A 25,255-nucleotide genomic window follows, 5' to 3' on the forward strand; every position below is an offset into this window, starting at 1 on the left:
CGTTAAACGAAGTCGTTCTGGTCAATGTCGGCGTAATCGACACCGGTCAGCGTCACAGTGCCATTGGCATGGGTGATCAGAGCATTGCCTGCACCGTCGTCAGAGACGGTCACTTCGCTGTAATCAAGATCAATCAGATCCGTGCCATCGGTGAAATCGGTAACAGTGTCATCGCCAAAGTCCGACGCGCTGTCGAATTCAAAGACATCAGCACCGCCATTGCCGGTAAGAACATCATCACCAGCCCAGCCGCCAATGACGTCAGCGCCGGCGCTGCCGTTGATTTCGACACCGGAATCAAGGACAGATTCCAGCGTGTTGGTGCTGCCCGAATAGATGTCAACAAGGACGCCATTGGTGTCACTGTTCGACAGGTTCAGTCCCGAGATATCAACAGGCGAATCGGTGAAATCAAATTCAGTTCCGTTGTCCGCAACACCAAGGGTGGTGCCAAAGGACAGTTTGTCGAGATTGCCCGTGATCGTGTGCGTGTTGATGTCGTAGGCAAAGTCAGAGCTTCCCGCAGTCGCAAGCACAGAACCGGTGTAGCTGCTGCTGCTATCCTGGTCGGTCGCCAGGAACTGCGAACCACCGTAATAGCTCGACGGTGCAAAGCCATCATAGAAAGTACCGTGGTTGCCCGAACCAAGCGAAAAGTTGTTGTTGAAGTCTTCAATAACACCATGCAGGTCCACACCAGCACCCGAAGATGCCGCGTTGAGATCAATCGTAATAGTCATGTCAGTTTCTCCTGTCATTAAGCTACCCATTTAGCGAGTAACATCATGAGAATGACTCTTATTATCTTTACGAGTCAATGGAAAAATTGTTTATTATCAATATGTTAATTTGAACAGCGCGAAAGCCCAACCAGGCGTATGCCTGGTTGGGTTCAACATCTAGCCGATGCGGCGTTACGCTAGAAATTGCCGCTAAAAGTCAGTATGGCGGTTCGTCCTGGTGCCGGGGCGAATGTTCCGCCTGTCCCCTGCACATAGGCTTCATCAAGCATGTTGTTCACCGCTAATCTCAGTGTGAGATTTTCGTTGATTTCATATGAGCTGTAGAAATCAAACACCCGGTACTTGAAATACTTCGAGACGATCGAGGACGAGTTGCTGCTGCCAAAGTTATCCTGCGGATAAACAAATGAAGCTCGCATTCCAAGAACCAGGTCCTGATCAAACAGTCTGAACCCGCCATCAACCGTGTATTTTCGCTTTGGAATTGCATAAATCCCGAAAAGCCGATCAGCTGTCCCGTAATTTACATCGCTGTAGGAAAGATAGGTGGCACCCAATTGCGTATAGTTTACCGCAGCAAAGGGATCATATGCTGTGTCGAGAACATATGGGTTGTGGTTGCCTGACAGATCGGTATCGGAGATCGAAATCGTACCACCGAGATAGAATTCTCCAGCATCGTAAGACAGCTCGGCTTCAGTACCATTGATATATACCGGGTCAGTCAAATTGACGATTGCCTCGGCCTCGACAGAAGTATTCGTGATAACCCCAAGGTTCGTCCTTTTTGGAGTTGGCTGCGGGACATTGGCCAATGTGATGTAGTTATCAATTGCGGTCCGATAGTAAGCAACCTTTGCCCTGAACCCGTCGCCTTGGCGAAGGACATTGTCAAAGCTGAAGTTGACACCAACTTCTTTCGTCTCGCTTTCTTCGGGCTTCAGGTTTGCGTTGGAGTAAAACGGCAACCCGGCATTGTCACCGATATGATCGCCCTTGATCATTGATTCCATGATGGTTGGGGCACGCATGTTCCGGCGATAATTTGCAAATAGCTGAATTCCCGAAGTCACATTGAAACTGGCGCCAACCGATGGCGAAAACGCATCTTCGCTGAGATCAATGTTCAGTGGTGTGCCACCATCCTCACAGAGGTTGGCGGAGTTCTGTTCCTCACACCAATAGGAATCGCCGGTCAGTGAGTACCTGTCATAGCGAAGGCCGCCCCGGAGCTCGAACATGTTGTTAAAGTCATAAGTGGCGGCGACAAAGCCCCCGGAAACGTCGCGTTCGCCAGCTGGCGTGCCACCTTCAATTTCATATGCAGCACCCGCGCCGCCAAGACCGCCAAGCTCGGCACTTGTTTTGGCCTTGTCCTGAAAATACTCGACACCGTAATCAAGACCGAGATGACTGGAGACATCGCTGCTCAGGTCAAAGTCAAAGCTGCTGCTGTTTGACACCTCACCACCCAACGTATCGAGCGTATATTGGTTATCAAAGGAGTCCGTCGTCACCGCGCCGCCGGCATTGTATCGCGCCGGTCGGAACTGGTGGTTCTGTGTCCTTGTCCAGTAGACGCCGCTATTCATGGCAATCAGGTCTGATTCCGGGTTCCAGACATGCTTAGCGGTTAGGGTATGAACGTCAGTTTTATTGTGGTCCTGATAGTTGTTCGTCGAATCACTCGACTTTGTGTATGAAGTGCTGCTTCCGACGTAACCAAGATTTATCTCCTGATCTTCCGTCAGAAAAAGGTTCGCCTTCACCAGACCCGATGTTTGCCGGACATAACTGTATTCCGGACGCGAACTGTAAACATCGACATACTTTGGTGTGCTATCGATTTCCTGATAAAGGCCCGGGTTATGCGTCCCCGGGCGATAGTCTCCGACGACTTTTCGGCTAACTGCGGCAGATAGATCAAACTTTGGCGAAACACGTGCACCAACGGCAACGTCACCTGCAAAGTCATACTGGTTTGTACCGCGGCTAAGATTGACTTTGCCGCCCCATTCCTCGTCTGGATCGACAATATCCTGCGTATTGAGCGTTCGCATGGTAACGATACCGGCAGATGTACCCGCACCACCATTCTTGGCCAAATCAGACTTCTCGACCTCAACCTGGGCCAGAAGTGCCGGATCGACATAAACACGTGATGCCGTGCCATGGGTCAGCTGATTGTAGTTCTGACGCGCACCATCAATATTGACGTTTACCCGGCCCATTTCCTGCTGACCACGCACATTGACCGTCAGACCAGGATCTTGCGCATCGTTTGCAACATCCACACCGGCAACATTGTTGAAAATCTCACGTGCTTCACGTACCGGCGCCTTGCGCATGCTTTGCTGCGTGATGACCGATACCGAACCCGGGGTGGAATACACTTCATCGGGAACCCCGTTTGGCCCCAATGCACGATTTGTGGCAGTGACGATCACCGGCAAGGTTTGCGCGCCATTTTCCCCCGATATGTCCGATGCCGGGATAATTACCGAGATGGTTGTACCGTTAAGCACGACCCACTGAAACGGGGTCTGCGATGTCAGGATATCAAGCGCAGCAGATGGCGACATGGCGCCTTTTACGGCCGGGCTGATTGTGCTTTCGGGCAATACGCCATCAACAACAACATCAATCCCGGAAATACGCGAAAAGGCAACCAGTGCCCCACCAATCGGCTGGGCTGCAATATCGAAGTCATAGATTTCGGAAGACAGCTTGACCTGTGCGACTTCCTCGGTCTGCACAACTGTCGCATTATCCTGCATTTGCGCCATTGCTCCGACCGGCATCATCGCAATCATGGCACTGCCGATTGCAGTGGCAGTGACAAAACGTACTCCCCCCAAGGAAGTAGCAGCAGGCAGTTTTTTGTTGGCCGCGAACATCGTGCGACCGCCCCCGTTAGACAGCATTTCATTCTTCTCCTGATTTCACGAAATGCAAATGCCTCGCATTCGTTTTTCGTTACTTTCTGAGACGAAGTGAAAATTCATTTATCTGAAAATAAATGGTTTTTTATGAAAATAATTTTTATTCGCATTAAATAGCCTGTGCCAAGAGGCACGCAAAGAGACACACCACGACGTCAGGCGGCGCGAATAACCGTCAGATAATCGGTAAACTGGTCAATCTTTAGCGACAAGGCACCTGCAAGGGTTGGCAACACGTCGCGGGTGCGATCAAGATCAACACTCATGGTTACCTTGCGACTGGCGACGTGGTCTCCGATGACGATGATCTTTCCTGATTGCCAGCGTTCAAGAATGCGCGCCACATCCCCCAGCTTGTCGCCAACAAAGACAAGCCGGCCATCACGCCAGGCAAGGGCATTGGCGATATTGACATCATGAACCGCGCCCATTTTTCCATCATGATAAGTGACCGCCTGTCCCCCCGATACCAGTCGGGCCTGATCGGCGAGTTTCACCGCAACGCTGCCTTGTTCAACCGTGACAGTCGTCTGATCATCGTATCGGGCCACATCAAAACTGCCGCCACGCGACCAGCTTCTTGCACCGGACGCAGCAACAAAGAAATCACGATTGCCTTTGCTGTGATCAAACCAGACTTCGCCTTCATGCAGTTCAACACCTGCAAGACCCTGTCCCGATACAAGCGACATGGTTGTCCCGCTTGCCAAAAGTGCCCTCATACCGCCAGGCAAAGTGAGTTCCCGCCGTTCACCGGTTGCCGTTCGGAAATCGGCTGTCGGGTGATAACGCTGCACACCCCAACCGGTCGCCAGAATACCGGCCACGACAGTGCCGCCCAAAAAGGCGCGCCGTCCGACCTTGTTATTGGCCGCCAGATGCAGACTTGAACTGCCGCTCCACAGCCGCTCCACCTCGTTAAAGGCCGTCATGTTGCGTGGGTCTTTTTCAATCCAGGACGCAAATGCACGGCGGTCTTCTTCGGTTTCACTGCCGTCAAGAAGCAACGCAAACCAGTACGCAGCCTGTTCTGTCGGCGTCTGGAAGCCACTGTCCGGGTTTGGAAAACGGGTCATATCAGCATGTCTGTCAATTACATGAATGCGGATGATCCCGTCCAGAATCCCTTGGCAAACAGACGGGCTCAATCATAGGACGAACGGGATTTGGATTTATCTGATTGCAGATCTGTTTTTTTCGTCCTGCTCCATCGCTTCCTTTACGATGGTAAGCGCCTTGACCATGCGGCTGAAGGCTGTCTGGCTTGGAATGCCGAGTTTTTTGCCGATATCGACATAGGTTTCCCCGCCCACACGCGCCAGTATGAAAACGTCACGCAAATGGCGCGGCAAAGCATCAAGAGCGGTCTGCAACCGGCGGAGCTCCTGCCTTGACCAGGCGATTTGTTCCGGGTTTGGGGCGTCATCTGCAATCAGTTCAAACGCCATATCCGGATCCGACACAAATGACAGGATCCGTTCACGGCGGAAATGATCGATTACCAGATTGTTCGCAGTCCGATACAGGTAAGACTGCGCAAAACGCTGTTCGGGCAAAGATGGCGTTGCCACGACGCGTAAAAAGGTGTCCTGAACAATGTCATCGGCAAGATGCCACGACAATTTTCGGCGCTGGACAAATTGAAGCAACCGGCGCCGATAGGTTCTGAACAATGTATTGACATCCCAGTGTGTCACGGCTTGGACCTCTGGCTGTTTTCGCCTGTATATGCGCCGGAAAAGTGGGGCGTTTGGCGCGGCATTGTTGTGACTTCAAGTCATTAACGCACTTGTTTTATCGCACATGACAATCATTCTCAATATTTTGTTATATTTCTGTACGTGAGTATAAGTCAAAACTGCAATTTAAGATTGCCGCTTTTCCGATCATCATCGGCGTCCGGCCTTTGGATACGGAAATGCCCGACGCATCGATTACGAACGCCGGGCATTGATCAAATCCGAACCGGATCAGCAGGCAAACCAACGTCTCAGGCCTGACGCGGCTTGCGACGGAACCGCAGATAGTTGCATTTCTTGCCCTGGCGAAGGGCTTTTTGTTCGTATCGGGTTTTGACCCAGTCCACGGGCGGGCTGCGCCAGTCATCCGGGCCTTCGGCCAACCATTCAAAGTCGGGATGGTTGTGCATATGCTGCAAGGTCCAGGAGATATATTGCATATCGTCACTGGCCACCCGAAATTCTGCCCCGTCTTTTAACAACCGTGCCAAAAGTGCCAGGTTCTTCGGCCCGATAAAGCGACGTTCGGCGTGACGTTTCTTTGGCCAGGGATCAGGGAACAACAGAAACGCGCGATCAAAGCAGGCATCAACCAGCTTATAAAGAAGCGGGCGCGAATCATCGGCCACCACACGCACATTTCCAAGGCCGCGCTCATCAAGATGGCGCAGCAGGCTGCCAACCCCATCCATGAAGGGTTCCGCCCCGATGATCCCGATATTCGGATTGGCTTCGGCCTGACCGGCAAGATGTTCCCCGCCGCCAAATCCGATTTCAAGCCACAGCTGATCCGGATCACCATCAAAATAGCTTTTGGGATCGACCCCTGCGACGTCCGGATAGCTGATCCCGATTTTCGGCAGCATGGTGTCAACCAGCGCCTTGCGGGAATCCTTGAGCGGTCGGCTTCCGCGGCGGCCATAGAAATTCGGGCGATCAGGTGTCGGAATCGGGCGTTCTTTGTTGCGCATGGTCGTATCAGTTGATCAGGGTCGGGACAAACTCGGTCAAAGTGACAGATCCGCAAGGCGAAACACATCACGTAAATCAAAACGGGCGGCCCGAACATCCGGGTCGCCCGCCTCATATCATGTCGTGCGCATTTGGCAAATCGCACTTTTGCAATGCTGCTGCCTGATGATCAGGCGCCGAATGCCGATTTCAGTTCACCCACAAGATCGGTACGCTCCCAGGAGAAGCCACCATCTGCGGTCGGCTGACGGCCAAAGTGACCATAAGCAGAGGACGGGGTGTAAATCGGACGGCACAGCGAAAGATGTTCACGAATGCCGCGCGGGCTGAGATCCATCAGCTGACGCAAGGTCGCGCCAAGCTTAAGCTCGTCAACATTGCCGGTATCGTGGTTGTTGACATACAGTGCCAGCGGCTTGGACACGCCAATCGCATAGGCAAGCTGAATGGTGCAACGTTCTGCCAGACCGGCAGCAACCACGTTTTTGGCCAGGTAACGCGCAGCATAGGCTGCCGAACGGTCAACCTTGGTCGGGTCTTTCCCCGAAAACGCGCCACCACCATGCGGTGCGGCACCGCCATAGGTGTCGACAATGATTTTACGTCCGGTCAGGCCGGCATCCCCATCGGGACCACCAATGACGAAACGACCCGTCGGGTTGATATAGATTTCATCAGCAGCCGGCATCCAGCCTTCCGGCAGGGCAGCTTCGATATAGGGCAGAACCAGACCGCGGACATCTTCCTGCGACAGGCCTTCGGCATGCTGGGTCGAAACCACAACCGACGTTGCGCCAACCGGTTTGCCATCGACGTAACGCAGGGTTACCTGGCTTTTCGCATCCGGGCCGAACTGGGCTGCTTTGCCGGAATGACGATCTTCGGCCATTGCGCGCAGAATACGGTGCGAGAACTGGATCGGTGCCGGCATCAGTTCATCGGTTTCGTTACATGCGTAACCGAACATGATGCCCTGGTCACCGGCGCCAAGGTCCTTTTCACCAGCGGAATCCACACCCTGTGCGATGTCTGCAGACTGTTCATGCACGTGGCATTCGATTTCGGCAGTTTCCCAATGGAAACCGTCCTGCTCATAACCGATCGCGCGGATGGCTTCGCGCGCTTTTTCGATCATGACGTCTTTGGTCACGCTTTCAGGACCGCGAACCTCACCGGCAAGAACCACACGGTTGGTGGTCGCAAGCGTTTCAACGGCAACGCGCGAATCTTCGTCAGCAGCAAGGAACGCATCAACGATGGAATCGGAAATGCGGTCACAAACCTTGTCCGGATGACCTTCCGAGACGGATTCACTGGTAAAAAGATATTCGGAAAGAGACATTAAGACCTTCTCCGGTAATGGGTTTCCAAAACTGGACCGGAGGGCTCTCAACACCGGGTTGGTGTCGATAGCGCCCACTTAGCCTTTTTTTGTGTGGTGGCAAGCGGTCCAAATCCGTCCACATATCTCTGCCGTTATGACGGCTGCATGACGCTTTTGCCTGATCGGTTTTTACAGGTCAAGCATCATTGACGCAAAATGGTAACCGGAAAATTGCATAGTCTGGCCACCCGATTGCGCAGAAAGAAAAGGCGCATCCCGTCATCCACGAAATGCGCCTTCTTTAACGGCTTGTCAAAGCGCGATTATTTCTGGTCAGCATCGCCGGCCTGCAAGGCCCCCATCGACTTGACCAGCTCGAAGATTTTCTTGCGCTGGTTGGGGTCGGTGATCCGGTAATAGGCACGAACCAGTTCAAGGGTCTCGCGACGGTTCATCGGATCATTGTCGAACGGATCCGGGCTTTCGGACATTTCGCGACGTTCATGGACCGATTTCGATGAAATTTCATCAGGCATATCGTCAAAGAAGAACGAAACCGGTACTTCAAGAACACGCGACAAATCATACAGGCGCGATGCGCCAACACGGTTTGCACCGCGTTCATATTTCTGAACCTGCTGGAATGTAAGGCCGATTGCCTCACCCAGCTTTTCCTGGCTCATGCCAAGCAGGGTACGACGCAGACGGACGCGTGCGCCAACGTGAATATCAACAGGATTCGGTTTACCACTTGCAGTCCGGCCACGACCGCGACCACGGGTGTTTTTCACCATCGCGCTATCATCCTTGGGCGACATTGTTTTTTCCTTCTCTCACTCCGACCTACCCGTCCTTATTAACTGGGACAATTTGTGGACGGTTCGGTGCCTTTAACAGCCGCCTAGAGGGATTTTAATCGACGATTATATCCCATAACGAGAACGGCAAAGAAGGTAACAATACCGTAAAATAGAATATCACGCCACAAATAATATACTGTAGTATGGTTTTTATCACTCAAAAGTGGGTGAACCATGATATTACTTGCACTTAAGGGCAGGTCGGCCAGTTTACGCCCGTAGGAGTCGAAGAAAACCGATACTCCGGTATAGGCCGCACGCACCAAAGGAAGCCCTTCTTCAACCGCACGAAAACGTGCGGCTGCCATATGCTGATATGGGCCCGCGCTTTTGCCAAACCAACCGTCATTGGTAACATTCAACAACCAGTCGGGACGATTATCAGGATCGGTCACCGCACCGGGGAAAATCACCTCATAGCAAATCAGCGGTGAAAATCCCGGCAGGTCATGCACGGACAAGGTCTGCGGACCGGGTCCGGCCGAAAAATCCGTCCGCCCGGCTGTCAGCTTGGAAAATGGCAGGATCGATCGGAACGGGACATATTCGCCAAACGGCACAAGATGGAATTTATCAAAACTTGCAATGATGCGCGCCGATGCATCAATCACCTGAATGGAATTCCAGACCTTGTATTCATCGGTATCGCGCGGATAGGTGCGCGGGGCACCTGTAATCAGGATATCATCAGGACCAAGTGTCTCGGCCATCTGCATGCGCGCGACATCCTGGGTTTCGACAAAAAACGTCGCCGCTGTTTCCGGCCAGATCACAATGCGTTTGCGCGCCGGATCCAAACCGGCGGGACGGCGCGACATTTCAACCAGCTTGGTGAAATGCTGACGCTGCAATTCCGGACGCCATTTGTCTTTTTGCGGGATGTTTGGTTGCACGATCTGAACAACCGGCACGTCTGACGGCAATTCCGACAATGGCAGGGTCGAGCTGTCCGGCCCCGCAAGTGACAGGCGCACAGCACCGCCGCCCCACAGCAAAACAGCAATCAAAACACCACCAAAAGCGGCCATTTTGCTAAGGCGCCCGCCAACCACTGCGGCAGGCAGGGTCGCAAATAGCGCCGTCACAAACGAAAGGCCATAGACCCCGACAACCGATGCAAATTGCATCGGCGCGGCATCAATTGTCCAGATGTGACCCAGAAGATTCCAGGGAAATCCGGTCAAAAGATGCCCGCGCAAATACTCCGCCACCGACCAGAACACGGCAAGCAATACCGCACGACGCACCAGCCCGTCTGTCAGGCGCCACGAAGCCCAGACCGCAACCATCGGAAAGATCGCCAGTCCGCCACCAAGTCCCGCAAGTGCAAAGGGGATCATCCAGCCGTAAATTTCCGGCTGCACCAGAAACGCGTGACTGACCCAATAAAACCCGGCGGCAAAATGCCCGGTCCCGAACCACCAGCCCGCCGAAAGCGCACCTTTGTTGCAACGGACCCCTTCCAGGCTCCAGAGCAGAATGGCAAAACTGACCGGCAAAACCGGAATAAAAAAGAAGGGCGGCAGCGCCAAAACCGCAACCGCCCCGGAAAGCAACCAGACAAAACGCCTGCGCCAGCCTGAAAGTCCGGCCAGGCGCGTCGCCATCGTCTTAATCATCCGTTTTTTCCTGATTTTTGGTGTCTTCGGCCGGGGCTTGAACTTCCCGACGCACCATATGGATTCGCAACCGGCGAATTCTGCGCGGGTCTGCATCAAGGACTTCGAACTGAATGCCGCTTGGATGTTCGATCAGCTCACCACGCGCGGGAACCCGCCCGGCCAGCGAAAAGACAAGCCCGCCAAGCGTATCGATATCTTCGTCTTCATCCTCGTCCAGCAGACTGAAAGACAGTTTTTCTTCCAGGTCTTCGACCTCAAACCGTGCATCGGCGATGTAACAACCGTCCGAAAGCCGGATCAGTTTCGGCGTCTGGTCGATATCGTGTTCATCATCGATTTCGCCAACGATTTCCTCAACCAGATCCTCAATGGTGATCAGGCCATCAATCCCGCCAAATTCATCAACCACCAGCGCCATATGCGTGCGCGACAACCGCATTTCCGACAAAAGATCAAGAACGCGGATCGCGGGCGACACAAACAGAACCCGGCGCAAAAGCGCCTGAAGGCTGAATTCACGACCCGCTGCAACACAGCCCAGAACATCCTTGATATGAACCATGCCGGCAATATCGTCGAGCGTATCCCCATAGACCGGAAGGCGCGAATGGGCCTTTTTGACCATCACCTCGACCAGCGCTTCAAGTTCGATAGTTTTGGGAACAGCCACAATATCGGCACGCGGAATCATGACGTCTTCTGCCGTCATGTCACGCAGAGCAATGATATTTTCAAACAAGGAACGTTCGTGCAGCGAGACCGGTTCGTCGTCTTCTTCGGTCCGCTCAGCCAGTTCTTCAAGCGTATCGGAGAGAGAAGCCTCGCCATTGCGCGGCTTGCCACGCCGGAGCCCGAGGGCAGAGGCCACATTATCCCATAAGGAGCCGTTCTCGGTCTCCTGATTTGCATCCTCGCCGTTGCGAGGGCGCGTACTGTCGTGGTCGTCGTCGCGTTGACTTATGTCGTTCATGGGTCGGTTTCGACATCCTTTGATTCAAAAAAAGCCTTACGGCTAAACCGGCTCGTCTTCAATCGGTTCATAGGGATCATCAATCCCGAGTCCGGCAAGAATTTGACGTTCAAGTTCTTCCATCTCTTCGGCTTCATCATCAACCATATGATCGTAACCGACAAGATGCAGCGTGCCATGAACGGCAAGATGAACAAGATGATTTTTCAGCGACTTGTTCTGCTCGACCGCTTCGCGCGCACAGGTTTCCCGTGCAATCACAATATCACCAAGCATCAGCGGCATATCCGGTGCCATCATGAAAGCATCCGCATCATCGGCACTTTCAAGGGCGGCAAAGGACAGAACATTGGTCGGTTTGTCCTTGTCACGATAGTCGCGATTAAGGATGCGCACCGACGCATCATCAGACAAACGCACCCCGACCTCGATCACCGGGGCCACAGACAAAAGCGACGCCCCGTCCCCTTCATCAGGGGTTCCGTCGGTCGGATGTGCGTCATCATCCCAAAGCGCACCATCGTCAAGCGCACCATCAAGAGCCGCAATAATCGCAGCCTCGATCGCGGCGATTTCTTCTTGCTGCCAGTCGCCTGCTTCGACCTCAAGATCAAGATCAAGCGGTGCCGTCATGATCGGTTTCCTTGTTTGCGCTATCCTTTTCGCCGCGATAGCCCTTTTTCAGGCGATCGCGCAGCGCATCGGCCGCGTCATAGGCCTGAACGATCTTGGTCACCAGATGATGGCGGACAACATCGCGCTGATCAAATTTGACCGTCGCCACCCCTTTGACATCGCCAATGGTCTCAAGCGCGTCACGCAGCCCCGATTTGGTGCCATCGGGCAAGTCGATCTGGGTCATGTCCCCGGTCACCACCATGCGTGATCCTTCCCCAAGACGGGTAAGGAACATCTTCATCTGCATCGGGGTGGTGTTCTGGGCTTCGTCCAGAATGACAAAAGCATGCGAAAGCGTCCGGCCACGCATGAAGGCCAGCGGGGCAACTTCGATCTCGCCGCTTTCCATGCGCTTGATCACGACATCCCCCGGAAGCGTGTCATGCAACGCGTCATAAAGCGGGCGCAGATACGGATCGACCTTGTCTTTCAGATCACCGGGCAAGAAGCCAAGCCGTTCGCCGGCCTCGACCGCCGGACGCGACAGGATGATGCGATCAACCTGACCCAGGATGAAGGCCTGAACCGCCATCGCCACCGCCAAATAGGTCTTGCCGGTACCGGCCGGCCCGATACCAAAGATCAGTTCGTTATCAAGGATCGCCTCGACATAATCCTTCTGGCGCTTGGAACGCGGCGAAATACGACGCTTCTTGGTCTGGATGGTCAGGCGCGATCCGCCAAACATATCCTTGGTCTGTCCATTCCAGGGATCGGCATCATCAGGTTCGGAAAGACGAATGGCACCGTCGACTGTTTCGACATCGATATGTTCTATTTCCTTGTCACGCAGACGCGCATAAAGCTGCGACAGCACCTTTTTGGCCTGGGCAACCTTGACAGGTTCACCATTAAGCATCACGACAAGGCCGCGGCTTGAAACCTGCACGCCGGTGCGTTCGGACAATCGCGTCAGGTTTTCTGCCTGCGGCCCGTATAAAAGCTGGGCCAGCGCATTGTCCTGAAACTCGATCTTATCGGAATCCTTGGGGGCGTGTTTAACTTTGGTGGTGGGTTTGTTCTTTGTCGGGGTGCCGCTCACGCAACGTTCCTTTCCGATTTCTGGCCGTTTGTGGTGGCATCGACCAGTTCGCCGCCCAGGGAATTAGGCAGCGCTTCCGTGATTTTCAACCGAACGATCTGACCAAGTGCCGATTCCGGCAGGCCGGAAACATGGACCGGCTGCATATAGGGGCTTTTCCCGACCAGCTGGCCTTCATATTTGCCACGCCGTTCAAGCAGCACATCCATTTCCTTGCCGACAGAATTGCGGTTGAACTCAAGCTGTTGCTCGGCCAATAGCGCCTGAAGGCGCATGATCCGTTCGGTTTTGACTTTTTCGGGCACCTGCAATTCCATTGCCGATGCCGGGGTACCCGGGCGCGGGCTGTATTTGAAGCTGAAAGCCTGAATGAAGGTGACATCGCGCACGATATCCATCGTGTCTTCGAAATCCTTGTCCGATTCACCGGGGAAACCGACAATGAAGTCCGATGACAATGCCAGATCCGGGCAGGCATCCTTGAGCCGTTTGGCAATTTCGCGGTAATCGGCGTTTGTATGTTTGCGGTTCATAGCCTGCAAAACGCGATCTCCGCCCGCCTGAACCGGCAAATGCAGGAACGGCATCAGCTTTTTGATGTCCCGGTGCGCCGAAATCAGATCATCATCCACATCACGCGGATGGGATGTGGTGTAACGAATGCGATCAAGCCCATCAATTTCGGCCAGCTCGCGCAACAGACGTCCAAGTGTCCATTCACCGCCATTCGGCGCTTCGCCGTGATAGGCGTTCACATTCTGGCCAAGCAGAGTCAGTTCACGCGTGCCATGCGCAACAAGCTGGCGGGCTTCGTTGATCACATCCATGGCCGGGCGTGAATATTCCGCCCCGCGGGTATAGGGCACGACACAAAACGTACAGAATTTGTCACAGCCTTCCTGAATGGCCAGAAACGCCGAATATCCCTGACTTGAAACCTGTGCGGGCAGGTGGTCGAATTTTTCCTCGGCCGGGAAATCGGTATCAATGATCCGGTTGCGGCCAATCGCACGGTTGGCACGTGCCACCATTTCCGGCAAGCGATGATAGGTCTGCGGGCCAAACACCATATCGACCATCGGTTCGCGCCGCATCAACTCGGCCCCTTCGGCCTGGGCAACGCAACCGGCAACAGCAACAATCATCTTGTCACCGCCATTGGCTTCTTTGGCTTCCTTGTGCTTGCGCACGCGTCCAAGATCGGAAAACACCTTTTCTGCGGCTTTTTCACGAATATGACAGGTATTGAGGATCACCATATCCGCGCCCTCGGCGCTGTCGACCGACTGGTACCCCAGCGGCGCCAAGACGTCCTGCATGCGCTGGCTGTCATAGACATTCATCTGACAGCCGTAGGTTTTTACAAAAAGTTTCTTCGGTTCAGTCACGTAAGATCCGTTTCGCTCTCTCAAAACGCCGAAAAGCGGTGTGAATAAGTCACACCGCGCTTGAGTTCCGCATAATCGCCAGACCGGAACTTTCGGACATCTCGTTATCTGAATTTCCGGTCAGGTGAAACCCAATTTCACATCAACCGGTGCATTATACGGCAAAACGATCAGGAGCCGAACTGTCGATCGGGACCAAACAGTCGAAAATCCTCGGAAATGATTGCCAGAGGCGACCGCCCGATCAGTTCCCCGGACAGACCGCTGTCGATCAACTGGACCGGAACCCCCTGATGCAAGCCACGCAACGCTGCCTGATGTCCTTCGGCAACACGGGCTTCGCAAATCCGGGCAAGTTCCTTGCGCGATCCGGCTGCATCCGCCAGCGTGACCGGCGCATGGACAACGATCTCGACCGTCACCTTGCCGAGCGCGAGAAACTGCCACAAATGCGGGGCCAAGTCCATATCCCCGTACCAGGAATAGAATGCCCGCAAATCGCGGCCAATCGGGGCACCATCAAGACGGGTCGCGGCAATTGAAACCGGCTGGAATTTCACCGGCGATCCATCGGGCATCGCCCGTTCAGCCGATGCAAAAAGCGTCGACTTGAACGGCAACACCCGGTTGCCGTCATTGCTTGTGCCTTCCGGGAACAGGATCAGCTTGTCACCGTTTTGCAGACGTTCGCTCAGCTGTTCGTTCTGTTCGCGTGAGCGGACCGCACGACGTTCGACAAATGTCGTGCGTGAAAGCTTGGCCAGCACGCCGAAAACCGGCCAGCTGGCGACTTCGGTCTTGGCAATGAAACTGCCATGGGTCAGCGCACCCAGAACCGGAATATCAAGATAGGACGCATGATTGGCCACAATCACGCCCGGCCCATCCATCAGATCAACACCCGATACCCGAACCTCGATATGAAGGATGCGCAGGCAAAGCGCGTGATAGAAACGCGGCAATTCATCTGCCAGACGCAACCGGCATGCAATCGCCACCACCTGAACAGGCAGCAGCACAACAGTCAGAAGCACATAGGCAATCAGCCGGATTGCGGCGCAGACATAGCAGTTCACGATACCCTCGCGGTCCGTTCGTAATGCTTGTAATAGCGATCGGTTACCTTTTCCGTCGGTAACACAATGCAGATGTCCGTGGTATTGAACTGATGGTCAACCACAGCCCCGTCCCCGACAAAACCGCCAAGACGCAGATATCCCTTGATCAGTGGCGGAAGATCACGCAGCGCCTGACGCTGGTCAATGCCGTCGATCTCGGCACGCAGCATCGGCTCGTAACGTTCCTCGATCGCGCGCGGGCGCATGTCTTCGGGGGCAAGGTGGTTGTGATGCAGATAGGTCAGAACATCCTTGAAGGCATCCGGGTCGGTGCCATGGAACGATGCGCAGCCAAACATCAGTTTGATGTCGTATTTGAAGACATAGGCAGCAATACCCTGCCACAAAAGCTGAAGGGTCGGCATCGTGCGGTAATCGGCTTCGACGCAGGAACGGCCAAGTTCCATGATTTCACCGGTTTCCTTGACCGCATTGAGCATGCTTTCGATATGATATTCATCGGCACTGTAAAAACCGCCATGCTCGTTGGCAACCGACTGGCGCAGCAGGCGATAGGTCCCGACAACCGCATCCGCCCCGGCACCGCGATTGTGATCAAGCACCAGAAGATGGTCGCATAGCGGGTCATAATGATCGAAGTCGCGTTTTGCCGCGGCCATTTCGGCGGTCGGCTTCGCACCGCGTTCTTCGTAAAATACCTTGTAGCGGAGTTTCTGGCTGGCGAGAATCTCGTCCTCGGTTTCCGCAAGGCGGACCTCAAGCCGTTGAAGCTGTCTTTCGTCGCGCATGACAACACCCTTTTGTTCATCTGCCCGGATTTTGCGCGTGAATTGCGTGAAGGGCGAGTGAAGGGTTTGTGAAGAACGCGTAACAAAAATATGAAGGCCACTTGCCCGAATGAGCAAGTGGCCCTGATTTTCGTCGATCAGCAGTGCGGTTGAAAACCGGACTTATTTTTCGTCTTTCAAAGGAACACCATAAAGCTCAAGACGATGACCAACCAGTTTGTACCCGAGTTCCTTGGCGATCTCTTCCTGAAGCTTTTCGATTTTCTCGTTCGAAAACTCGATCACATTGCCTGAACGCATATCGATCAGGTGATCGTGATGCTCCTCGGTCAGCTCCTCGTAACGGGCGCGACCGTCGCCAAAATCATGTTTCTCGAGAATATCCGCCTCTTCAAAAAGGCGAACCGTACGATACACGGTTGCGATCGAAATCTTGGGATCGATATCGGTTGCCCGACGATAGACCAGTTCTACGTCCGGGTGATCTTCGGACTCTGACAGCACACGGGCGATAACCCGGCGTTGGCCCGTCATTTTAAGGCCCGCGTCGACGCATTTCTGCTCGATGGTTGATTCTGCAAGCATTGTCTTATCTCGTTTCCGTTTCCGGTTCCGCCTGTCCCCAGCCAGGACTTACCCCTAGGCTCTCTACTCTCTGTGGCTAAATATTGAAAAATCCGCCACATATCGCAAGGTTCAATTCGCGATAAATTCGTCAATCCGCGATCCTCAATGCCAAAGCACCGGAAATCGCCAAAAACCGGCTTCTGGTCGTGACCACTTGCCACCACCGTACAAGGGCGCTACTTCACACTTGCGCACCAAGCCCGGAGACAGACATGGCCACCAGCACCCCCGACCAGAAAATCGACATCACATCCGATGTCTGCCCGATGACATTTGTTCGTACCCGGCTGAAACTTGAAACCATGACATCGGGTCAGGTTCTCGAAGTCGTCCTGGGTGCGGGCGAACCGCTTAAAAACGTTCCGCGCTCGGTCACCGAGATGGGTGACGAAGTCATCGATCTGGTCGAAATCGCCGATGCACCTGGTACTTTCCGGTTAACCATCCGCAAGGCATAGCATAACCGCCAGTTCCAATGCAGGCTTACACTACAACAGGTTGATGCGCAAAACCACACTATTTATGTGGATATACCAGATTAAAATGCGTCCAACTTGCGTAACTGCATGACGGCAAAATAGATTTGCCGTCCAAAACAATTTTGTCTATTCGCCCCAGCCCAGCGCGCAATATCCAAGACTGCGTTCCATCACCAGCGCATCACATGTCCGCCCCGATTTGCGGCGATAGTAATTCTTGCGGCGACCGATCTCGGTAAATCCGGTTTGCTGATAAAGGGCAATGGCCGGGGCATTGTCTTCTGCGACCTCAAGCAGCAGCCGCCCGATGCCGTTTTGACGCAACCGGTCGCTGACCGCTGCCAGCAATTTACGGGCGACACCGCATTTGCGGGCCTGTTTGGCGACAACAATGGTGTTGATCTCGGCCTCATCAAGCACTGACTGGATCAGAACAAACCCCAGCGGCACATCATCGCGGTTTTCCGCCTCGTCCCCGGGGGCATAGGCCAAAATGCCAAAGGCACCGGGCACATCAAGCAACCGGATGATGGAATCGGCATCCCAGCAATCCTCGAACCCTTCGGCATGCAGGGCTGCTGCAACCGGCGCAAAGGCCGCCGTCAGCGCGACCAGCTCAATTTGCGTTGCCGGGATATGGGACGATTGCCGGGCCATTATTTTTTGCGCGGCCCCTGATCTTCGATGCGGCGCGCATCGGGCGCACGCAGATACATCGGAACCGGTGCCAGATTTTCACCGCGTTCCCATCGTTCGGCAGCAATTCTGGCGACATTGCCTGCGCGCGGCAAACCGGGCGCGGTACAATCGTAAAACGCATCGGGCGCATGGGCCGCAGCCGTCAGAAGACGCGGGGTCGCATCCCCGGCAAGAAGCGTATCGCCCGGGGGCGCCATCATAAGCGCCTGGCGCGGTGCGACACATTCCGGTGAACTCAATGGACGTTTCTTGCCATCAAATGCCTGGGCAAAAATCTCGTTTCGTTTGCTATCAAGGGCGACCAGAATGTTGCGCCCCTGCTGATCGCGTTCGGACACGCCATAGGCCACCGCTTCCAGCGAGCTGACACCAACAACCGGGATCTTGCGCGCCAGACCAAGGGCGCGTGCCGTTGAAAGACCGATCCGCATTCCGGTAAAGGCACCCGGTCCGACCGTGACCGCAATACCATCAATATCGTCAAAGGTGACACCGGCCTTATCAAGGGTTTCGCCAATGAATCCGATCAGATGTTCGGCCTGACCGCGTTCCATATCTTCATAAAGCTCGCCCTTGACCACACCATTGATCAGAACCGCGGTCGAAAGCGATGTCGAGGCCGTATCAATGGCCAGAATCGTCGGTCCGGACTTTTGCGCATCTGGCGAGGAAGTTTGCGATGCGTCATTTTCTGCGCTATCTGATGAGCGCGACTGTCCAGTCAGCATCTTCTTTATGTAATCGGTGAACGACAAGAACAGGGAGCCTCCGGCGATGGCGCTGGTCGAAATTACGCCACAAGAATATGATGTCGAAATTGATATCGTCTATGCCACGGATCGGAATATCACCGGGGCACCAATCTATACACGACCTGCCTGCTATCTTCACGCGGATGCGGCCGCCTGCCTGAAAAAAGCCGCTGCCATGGCAAAACGTCAGGGGGTAAAGCTGCGCATTCTTGATGCGTTCCGGCCCCAGGAAGCCCAACGCGCGCTTTGGAACCATTCGCCAAACCCCGATTTCGTCGCCAATCCGGATTTCGGATCGCCACATGGTCGTGGTGTGGCCATTGATCTAACCCTGATTGATCAAAACGGCAAGGAACTGGATATGGGGGCAGGGTTTGACGAAATGCATAGCCGCTCCTATCACGGCTCGGAACTGATCTCCAAACAAGCCGAAGCCAACCGTTTGCTGCTGCTGGGCATCATGGTCAGTGCCGGGTTCGAATATTACGATCATGAATGGTGGCATTATCAGCTGCCCGATGCGGCGCGCAAATACCCGCTATTTTCCGATAGCGCACTGGCACAGCCAATGATGCGCCGCTGATGACTATAACCGGCAATGCAAAACGGCGGAGCATTTCTGCCCCGCCGCTGCAAGCTGTCATCACGTGATGCAATCGTGAAACAGCCCAGGGATTCTGTGGCATTTCCGGGAAAACCCCGGCCCATCGGGCCCGGTCAGGACCCAAGAAGCGCCTGACCGCTTTGCGGATCAAACAGGGTCATGCGCGCCCCGTCGACCAGAATTCGGGCATCACTTCCCGATTTGAAAATCTGTTCCGGCCCGCTGCGGGCTGTCAGTTCCGACCCGGCAACCGCAAGACGGACATATTGGTCCGGCCCGGTCGGTTCGGCCAAAAGCACGCGCGATGAAATACCCGCATCATCAAACACCATATGTTCGGGACGCGCGCCCAGGGTCATCGGGCGCCCGATCAGGTCGCGAATTTCGGCCGGAACATTGATCAGCGGCAGGCACCCCGAACCGCTGTCAAAGACGATATCATCGCCATCGTGCGTCAGCTTTCCATCAATGAAATTCATCGTCGGCGCGCCGACAAAACTTGCGACAAAGCGGTTTGCCGGACGCCGATACACGTTTTCCGGGGTATCAACCTGCTGGATGCTGCCCTTATCAAGCACCACGACCTTGGTCGCCAGTGTCATGGCTTCGATCTGGTCATGGGTGACATAAACAATCGTGCGGCCCAGCCGTTCATGCAGACGTTTGAGTTCAATCCGCATGTCAGCACGCAATTTGGCATCAAGGTTTGAAAGCGGCTCGTCAAACAGGAAGACAGAGGGCTCACGCACCAGCGCACGCCCAATCGCCACACGCTGTTGCTGCCCGCCGGAAAGCTGCGATGGCTTGCGATCCAGAAGCGGGGTGATCTGCAACAGCTCGCCAACCTCGGCAACCCGCTTTTCGATCTCGCCCTTGGCCATGCCCCGCATTTTCAATCCAAAGCCGATATTGCGGCGCACCGACATGGTCGGATACAGGGCATAGGACTGAAACACCATCGCGATATCGCGTTCATCAGGTTCCAGCCCGGTGACATCCCGGCCATTGATATGAATGCTGCCACCCGTGGTCGGCTCCAGCCCGGCAATCATGTTCAGCAAGGTCGATTTGCCACATCCCGACGGCCCCAGAAGAACAAGGAAATCACCGTCGGCGATCTGAAGATTGATATTCTCCATCACCGTCAAACCGGCATAGGCCTTGGTTACATTACGAAGTTCAACGCCGTTCATTCCCGTTACCCTTTCACCGCACCAGCAGCAATCCCGCGCACAAACATCCGCCCCGAAAGCAGATAAACCGCAAGTGTCGGCAAAGCCGTCAGCATGGTTGCAGCCATATCAACATTGTATTCCTTCTCGCCGAATTGCGATCCGACAAGGTTGTTAAGCGCAACCGTCATCGGCTGCCCCGCACGCCCGCCAAATGTCAGACCCAGCAGGAAATCGTTCCAGATATAGGTAAATTGCAAAATCATCGCGACACCAAGGATCGGCAGCGACAAGGGCAACATCACATGCCAGAACAGCGGCCAGAATCCCGCCCCGTCGATCCGGGCAGCCTTTAACAAATCCTCGGGAACGGTTTTGAAAAAGTTGCGAAACATCATAGTGGTAAAGGCAACACCCCAGATCACATGCACAAGGATCAATCCCGGGATGGTGCCAAATATCCCCAATTCCCGGATCATGATGATCAGGGGATAAAGTGTCACCTGTGGCGGAATGAACATGCCGACCAGAAGGGCCGCAAACATCACATTGGCACCCTTCATCTTCCAGGCCGCAAGGGCATAACCGGTAATCGCCCCAAGCCCGACTGACAAAAACAGCGCGGGAATAACGATTTTGACCGACGTCATGAATGACAATGACAGACCACCACAAGTGTCCCCCAGCGTCTTGGCACAATCGCCAAACCATGCCTTTCCCCACGCGGCAAAACCCGGATCGGCGGGCAGGGTAAAGATGCTGCCATTGCGGATTTCATCCATCGATTTCAGCGATGTCGAAATCATGATGAAAACCGGCGACAGGATCATGATTGCGGCGATGCAAAGCAATCCGTAAAGGGCAAGACGATTATAGCGCATCCTCAATGCCCCCGACCGCTGCGTTCTTTTTGCAGCTCGAAATAGATATAGGGCGCGATTACGGCAATCACCGTGCAAAGCAGGACAAATGCGCCCGCCGCCCCCAGTCCCAATTCCTGCCGGTTCAGGATATGGTCGACCACGAAACGGGCCGGAAGATCCGATGAAAAGCCCGGCCCACCGCCGGTCAGGGCGACCACAAGGTCAAAAGCCTTCATGACAATCGCACTCATCAGGATGAAAACCGTGAAGAACACGGTGCGCATCATCGGGGTGATGATGTGCAAATAGACCCGCCAGACCGGAATGCCGTCGACACGCGCGGCCTTCCAGATATTGGGATCAATATTGCGCAGACCGGCCAGAAACAGCGCCATACACAACCCGACCTGTTGCCAGATCCCGGCAATGGCAAGCGTGTAAATCGACCGATCGGGGCGCACGATCCAGTTAAATTCAAACCCGGCCCATCCCAGCGCACGCACCGCTTCCTGAAGACCAAGCCCCGGATTCATCACCCATTGCCAGATGACACCGGTCACAATGAATGACATCGAAAGCGGCAGCATGAAAACCGTACGAAACAGGCCTTCTGCCTTCACACCGCGATCAATCAAAATCGCCAGCAAATAGCCAAAAACGATACAGCCGCCGATAAACAGAAATCCGTGAATCGCCAGATTCTGCATCGCTGTCCACCAGCGTTCATTGGCAAACAGCCGGCCATATTGATCAAACCCGGTGAATTTATAGACCGGCAACAATCGCGACCGGGTCAGCGAAATCACAAAGGTCCAGATGATAAAGCCGTAAAAACAGAAAATCGTGATCGCCATGGCAGGGATCAGCGCCATTCTGGCGGTCCATTGCGGACGCCAGCGCCGCCTGCCTTTTTGATGCGCATCTTGCGGTGTCGCGGAATAATGCAACACGTCTTGTGCCGGATCGGGCATGAACATACTCGCTTCTTTGTAAAGGCGCCGCTGCCACCGCACAAAGCGGCCCGCAGCGGCGCATCCCTGCAAAGTCTCTGGAATATCGCCTTATTTGGCGTTGGAGATCGCTTGATGGAACTGCGCCTGGCCCTCTGCCGGGCTCATATCCGTACTGTTCCAGAAATTCGAGATGCTGTCATCAATTGCCCCCGAAACCGCACTTGGCACACCGAAAAGTCCGGTGCTGACAAGGTGGGTCTTTTCGTCCTGAAGGGTCCTGATCGCAGTCTGCGCACAGCTGTCAAAACTGTCGGCAGGCACGTCGAGACGGGCCGGGATGGATCCCTTTTTCTTGTTAAAGGCAATCTGCACATCAGGTTCAAGCATCACATGCGCCATTTTGGCCTGTGCAGGCGTGGCTTCCTCGCCATCCATTGCCGAAAAGGCAAAGGCATCAACGGTCATGATATAGGCGGTATCGATCGCCGGGGCGAAGGCGCATCCGACCGTGGTTCCCGGCTCGATCCCGGCGGCAATGATTTCACCCTTGGCCCAGTCCCCCATGAACTGGAACGCAGCATCGCCCTTTATCACCATGCTGGTGGCCTCGTTCCAGTTGCGGCCCGGGCTTCCTTCATCGACAAAGGGCTTAAGCGCGGCAAAGGTTTCGAACACTTTGCGCATGGTATCGGAATCCAGCAAATCATCATCAAGCGTGCTGTAAAGCTTGGCATAAAACTCGCGACCGGCAACACCCAGAAGCACACTGTTGAACATGATGCGTTCCTGCCAGGGTTGCCCGCCCAGACCGATCGGAATAATACCGGCATCTTTAAGCTTCTGGGCTGCGACCACAAAGTCATCCCAGCTTTTAGGCACGTCCACACCGGCCTTTTCAAGGGCTGCCTTGTTATAGAACATCCAGTTTTCGCCATGGATGTTGATCGGGGCGGCGATGTAGTCACCATCATATTTCGCTGCCTTGACGATCAGCGGCGGCAGCTTTTGGTCCCAGTTTTCTTCGCTTGCGACCTTATCGACATTGGCAAGCAGTCCCTGATCTGCCAATTCACGCAATTGCTGACCGATCGAGAACTGGAAAACAGCCGCCGGATCACCACCAAGCATCCGGTTCACCGCAGCCGCACGGGCATTGCCACCCCCGGCAATCGGGGTATCAACCCATTCGCCACCGCTTGCCTCGAACACCTTGCGAACCTCGGCAAGGGCGGCCTGTTCGCTGCCCGATGTCCACCAATGCAGAACCTCTGCGGTCTGGGCATGAAGCGCACCGGCAGAGACACCTGCGCTCAGAAACGCCGCAAGGGCTGCGACTTTGGAAAATTTCGTCATAACCGATGTTCCTCCCTAATGGATACCTTCACGCCCGACTTCTTCTTGAATGGAAAATCGTAACGTTACGATTTTTTTGATAAGCGCTTTATTCACCCTTGTCAATCAACAAAACCCAATGATAATAGGGAAAACAGGTGGCGAATATATTTTTTTGCCAAAATTTTCGAAACGTTACGATTTTGGATGCATTCAACAAGAACATCCGATCAGGGTAAGGAAGCAAACATGACGAAATCATTCCCCGACGGGTTTCGATGGGGTGTCTCCACCTCAAGCTATCAGATCGAAGGCGGCGCAGATGATGACGGACGCGGCGACAGCATCTGGGACACCTATTGTGCCACACCGGGGCGTGTCGCCAATGGCGACAATGGTCGTGTTGCCTGTGACCATTATCATCGCTGGGCCGAAGACCTTGACCTGATCAAGGGGCTGGGCGCGCAACATTACCGCTTTTCTGTCATGTGGCCGCGGGTTTTGCCCGATGGTACCGGCCGGGTTAACGAGGCCGGAATTGATTTTTACAGCCGCCTGATTGATGGCATGCTTGAACGCGGAATTGATCCGTGGCTGTGCCTGTATCACTGGGACCTTCCGCAGGCGCTTCAGGATCGCGGCGGCTGGACCAATCGCGATATTGTCGACTGGTTTGGCGACTATACCGACCTTCTGGTCAGCCGTCTGGGTGACCGGGTCAAGGCCTGGGTCACATTCAATGAACCCAATGTGGTGGCCTGGGTCGGCCACGAAGAAGGCCGCCATGCGCCGGGCATTACCGACCCGCGTGCCGCCATGCGGGTGACCCATCATCTTAATCTTTGTCATGCGCGCGCCACCCGCATCATCAAACAGCACCATCCAAAGGCCCCGGTCGGATTCGTTTTGCCGATGCACAAGGGATACACATTGCCCCATCGCCGCGAACAGGACGCCCATCTGATCGATCTTTTCGAAGCCAAGTGGAATGGCGCGTTTCTCGATCCGGTTTATTACGGGCACTATCCGGAACTGATCATGGACCGGATGGAACCCCATATCCGGGCAGGCGACCTTGAAGCAATCCGAACCGATGTCGATTTTCAGGGGCTGAACCAGTATTTCCCAAGCTATATCCAGGCCGCCGAAGGCAAGGCATGGCCGTTCCAGCATGCCGAACCGCCAAAATATTTCCGCAGGACGGAAATGGGTTGGGCCATTGACGGGGATTGCTTCTATCGCACCATGAAAATCCTTCAGGACAATTACGGCAATCCGCCGGTTTTCGTCACTGAAAACGGGGGTGCCTTTACCGATATTCCGGGCCATAACGGCTATATTGATGATCAGGATCGCATTTCCTATTACCGCGAATATCTTGGTGCGCTTTTGCGTGCCGTTTCCGAAGGTGCCAATGTGCAGGGATACATGCCCTGGTCGCTTCTGGACAATTTCGAATGGGCTTATGGCTATGAAAAGCGGTTCGGGCTTGTCCATGTCGATTACACCACCCAAAAACGCACCCCGAAGGCATCCTATGAATTCATGCGCAAGGTGATTGCACAGAACGCATTGCCATAGGACGCTGCGGACGCTTACATTGTCCGAAAGAACATAAGAACGGACC

General features: G+C 54.5%; 24 protein-coding genes. 3 read left to right on the top strand and 21 right to left on the bottom strand.

Features of this window, described 5'->3' with window-relative positions; translation table 11 throughout:
- Positions 1-2 precede the first annotated feature (2 nt).
- From M9H61_RS13735 to M9H61_RS13805, 15 genes are all read right to left on the bottom strand, one after another.
- On the bottom strand, positions 3-740 hold the full coding sequence (locus M9H61_RS13735; RefSeq protein WP_250281051.1) for a calcium-binding protein: 738 nt from the start codon (positions 738-740) through the stop codon (positions 3-5).
- A 179-nt stretch (positions 741-919) separates the two neighbouring features.
- The gene (locus M9H61_RS13740; RefSeq protein WP_250281053.1) at positions 920-3,667 is read right to left on the bottom strand and encodes a TonB-dependent receptor; all 2,748 of its coding nucleotides are present in this window, start codon (positions 3,665-3,667) and stop codon (positions 920-922) included.
- Positions 3,668-3,840: 173 nt separating this feature from the next.
- Positions 3,841-4,761, bottom strand: coding sequence for a FecR domain-containing protein (locus M9H61_RS13745; protein ID WP_101246761.1), 921 nt, complete (start codon positions 4,759-4,761; stop codon positions 3,841-3,843).
- Between the two features lie 96 nt (positions 4,762-4,857).
- The gene (locus tag M9H61_RS13750; RefSeq protein WP_233433069.1) at positions 4,858-5,382 is read right to left on the bottom strand and encodes an RNA polymerase sigma factor; all 525 of its coding nucleotides are present in this window, start codon (positions 5,380-5,382) and stop codon (positions 4,858-4,860) included.
- A gap of 293 nt (positions 5,383-5,675) precedes the next feature.
- Positions 5,676-6,395 carry a tRNA (guanosine(46)-N(7))-methyltransferase TrmB gene (locus tag M9H61_RS13755; RefSeq protein ID WP_250281055.1) on the bottom strand — a complete coding sequence of 240 codons (720 nt, stop codon included), beginning with the start codon at positions 6,393-6,395 and terminating at the stop codon, positions 5,676-5,678.
- 170 nt (positions 6,396-6,565) lie between these two features.
- Positions 6,566-7,738 carry a methionine adenosyltransferase gene (metK, locus tag M9H61_RS13760; RefSeq protein ID WP_101246759.1) on the bottom strand — a complete coding sequence of 391 codons (1,173 nt, stop codon included), beginning with the start codon at positions 7,736-7,738 and terminating at the stop codon, positions 6,566-6,568.
- Between the two features lie 305 nt (positions 7,739-8,043).
- The gene (locus M9H61_RS13765; RefSeq protein ID WP_371833735.1) at positions 8,044-8,538 is read right to left on the bottom strand and encodes a helix-turn-helix domain-containing protein; all 495 of its coding nucleotides are present in this window, start codon (positions 8,536-8,538) and stop codon (positions 8,044-8,046) included.
- An 83-nt stretch (positions 8,539-8,621) separates the two neighbouring features.
- Entirely contained in the window at positions 8,622-10,199 is a 1,578-nt protein-coding gene (gene lnt, locus M9H61_RS13770) for an apolipoprotein N-acyltransferase (RefSeq protein ID WP_250281056.1), read from the bottom strand.
- A complete protein-coding gene (locus M9H61_RS13775) occupies positions 10,192-11,172 on the bottom strand; it encodes a hemolysin family protein (RefSeq protein ID WP_101246757.1) in 981 nt (326 codons plus the stop codon). The genes lnt and M9H61_RS13775 overlap by 8 nt, the downstream gene beginning before the upstream one ends.
- Positions 11,173-11,214: 42 nt before the next feature.
- Positions 11,215-11,805 carry an rRNA maturation RNase YbeY gene (gene ybeY / locus M9H61_RS13780; protein ID WP_101246756.1) on the bottom strand — a complete coding sequence of 197 codons (591 nt, stop codon included), beginning with the start codon at positions 11,803-11,805 and terminating at the stop codon, positions 11,215-11,217.
- Positions 11,789-12,892, bottom strand: coding sequence for a PhoH family protein (locus M9H61_RS13785; protein ID WP_250281058.1), 1,104 nt, complete (start codon positions 12,890-12,892; stop codon positions 11,789-11,791). Before M9H61_RS13785 ends, ybeY begins: the two co-directional genes overlap by 17 nt.
- Positions 12,889-14,280, bottom strand: a complete 1,392-nt coding sequence (gene miaB / locus M9H61_RS13790) for a tRNA (N6-isopentenyl adenosine(37)-C2)-methylthiotransferase MiaB (protein WP_228194926.1) — start codon at positions 14,278-14,280, stop codon at positions 12,889-12,891. The genes M9H61_RS13785 and miaB overlap by 4 nt, the downstream gene beginning before the upstream one ends.
- Positions 14,281-14,450: 170 nt before the next feature.
- Positions 14,451-15,356 carry a 1-acyl-sn-glycerol-3-phosphate acyltransferase gene (locus tag M9H61_RS13795; RefSeq protein WP_101246753.1) on the bottom strand — a complete coding sequence of 302 codons (906 nt, stop codon included), beginning with the start codon at positions 15,354-15,356 and terminating at the stop codon, positions 14,451-14,453.
- Entirely contained in the window at positions 15,353-16,147 is a 795-nt protein-coding gene (locus M9H61_RS13800) for a GNAT family N-acetyltransferase (RefSeq protein WP_101247028.1), read from the bottom strand. The genes M9H61_RS13795 and M9H61_RS13800 overlap by 4 nt, the downstream gene beginning before the upstream one ends.
- 162 nt (positions 16,148-16,309) lie before the next feature.
- Positions 16,310-16,732 (bottom strand): Fur family transcriptional regulator, encoded by a 423-nt coding sequence (locus M9H61_RS13805; protein ID WP_101246752.1) that lies wholly within the window; start codon positions 16,730-16,732, stop codon positions 16,310-16,312.
- A gap of 254 nt (positions 16,733-16,986) precedes the next feature.
- On the opposite strand from M9H61_RS13805, the gene M9H61_RS13810 reads away from it, so the two are divergent.
- Positions 16,987-17,232 carry a sulfurtransferase TusA family protein gene (locus M9H61_RS13810; RefSeq protein WP_206926431.1) on the top strand — a complete coding sequence of 82 codons (246 nt, stop codon included), beginning with the start codon at positions 16,987-16,989 and terminating at the stop codon, positions 17,230-17,232.
- A gap of 147 nt (positions 17,233-17,379) precedes the next feature.
- On the opposite strand, the gene M9H61_RS13815 is transcribed toward M9H61_RS13810, so the two are convergent.
- Together M9H61_RS13815 and tsaB are read right to left on the bottom strand one after the other, a co-directional pair.
- Positions 17,380-17,910, bottom strand: coding sequence for a GNAT family N-acetyltransferase (locus M9H61_RS13815; protein WP_250281060.1), 531 nt, complete (start codon positions 17,908-17,910; stop codon positions 17,380-17,382).
- On the bottom strand, positions 17,910-18,680 hold the full coding sequence (gene tsaB / locus M9H61_RS13820; RefSeq protein WP_242512670.1) for a tRNA (adenosine(37)-N6)-threonylcarbamoyltransferase complex dimerization subunit type 1 TsaB: 771 nt from the start codon (positions 18,678-18,680) through the stop codon (positions 17,910-17,912). Before tsaB ends, M9H61_RS13815 begins: the two co-directional genes overlap by 1 nt.
- Before the next feature lie 46 nt (positions 18,681-18,726).
- On the opposite strand from tsaB, the gene ddpX reads away from it, so the two are divergent.
- The gene (ddpX, locus tag M9H61_RS13825) at positions 18,727-19,287 is read left to right on the top strand and encodes a D-alanyl-D-alanine dipeptidase (protein ID WP_101246748.1); all 561 of its coding nucleotides are present in this window, start codon (positions 18,727-18,729) and stop codon (positions 19,285-19,287) included.
- Between the two features lie 134 nt (positions 19,288-19,421).
- Here the strand turns inward: ddpX and M9H61_RS13830 are convergent, their stop codons facing one another.
- From M9H61_RS13830 to M9H61_RS13845, 4 genes are all read right to left on the bottom strand, one after another.
- Entirely contained in the window at positions 19,422-20,501 is a 1,080-nt protein-coding gene (locus M9H61_RS13830; RefSeq protein ID WP_101246747.1) for an ABC transporter ATP-binding protein, read from the bottom strand.
- Between the two features lie 5 nt (positions 20,502-20,506).
- Positions 20,507-21,361, bottom strand: coding sequence for a carbohydrate ABC transporter permease (locus M9H61_RS13835; protein ID WP_250281062.1), 855 nt, complete (start codon positions 21,359-21,361; stop codon positions 20,507-20,509).
- Positions 21,362-21,363: 2 nt separating this feature from the next.
- The gene (locus tag M9H61_RS13840) at positions 21,364-22,320 is read right to left on the bottom strand and encodes a carbohydrate ABC transporter permease (RefSeq protein ID WP_228194920.1); all 957 of its coding nucleotides are present in this window, start codon (positions 22,318-22,320) and stop codon (positions 21,364-21,366) included.
- 84 nt (positions 22,321-22,404) lie between these two features.
- The gene (locus M9H61_RS13845; protein ID WP_250281065.1) at positions 22,405-23,649 is read right to left on the bottom strand and encodes an ABC transporter substrate-binding protein; all 1,245 of its coding nucleotides are present in this window, start codon (positions 23,647-23,649) and stop codon (positions 22,405-22,407) included.
- Between the two features lie 228 nt (positions 23,650-23,877).
- On the opposite strand from M9H61_RS13845, the gene M9H61_RS13850 reads away from it, so the two are divergent.
- Positions 23,878-25,209 carry a GH1 family beta-glucosidase gene (locus tag M9H61_RS13850; protein WP_250281067.1) on the top strand — a complete coding sequence of 444 codons (1,332 nt, stop codon included), beginning with the start codon at positions 23,878-23,880 and terminating at the stop codon, positions 25,207-25,209.
- Positions 25,210-25,255 lie beyond the last annotated feature (46 nt).

The sequence above is a fragment of the Thalassospira sp. GO-4 genome (genome assembly GCF_023588965.1).
GTDB lineage: Bacteria > Pseudomonadota > Alphaproteobacteria > Rhodospirillales > Thalassospiraceae > Thalassospira > Thalassospira povalilytica.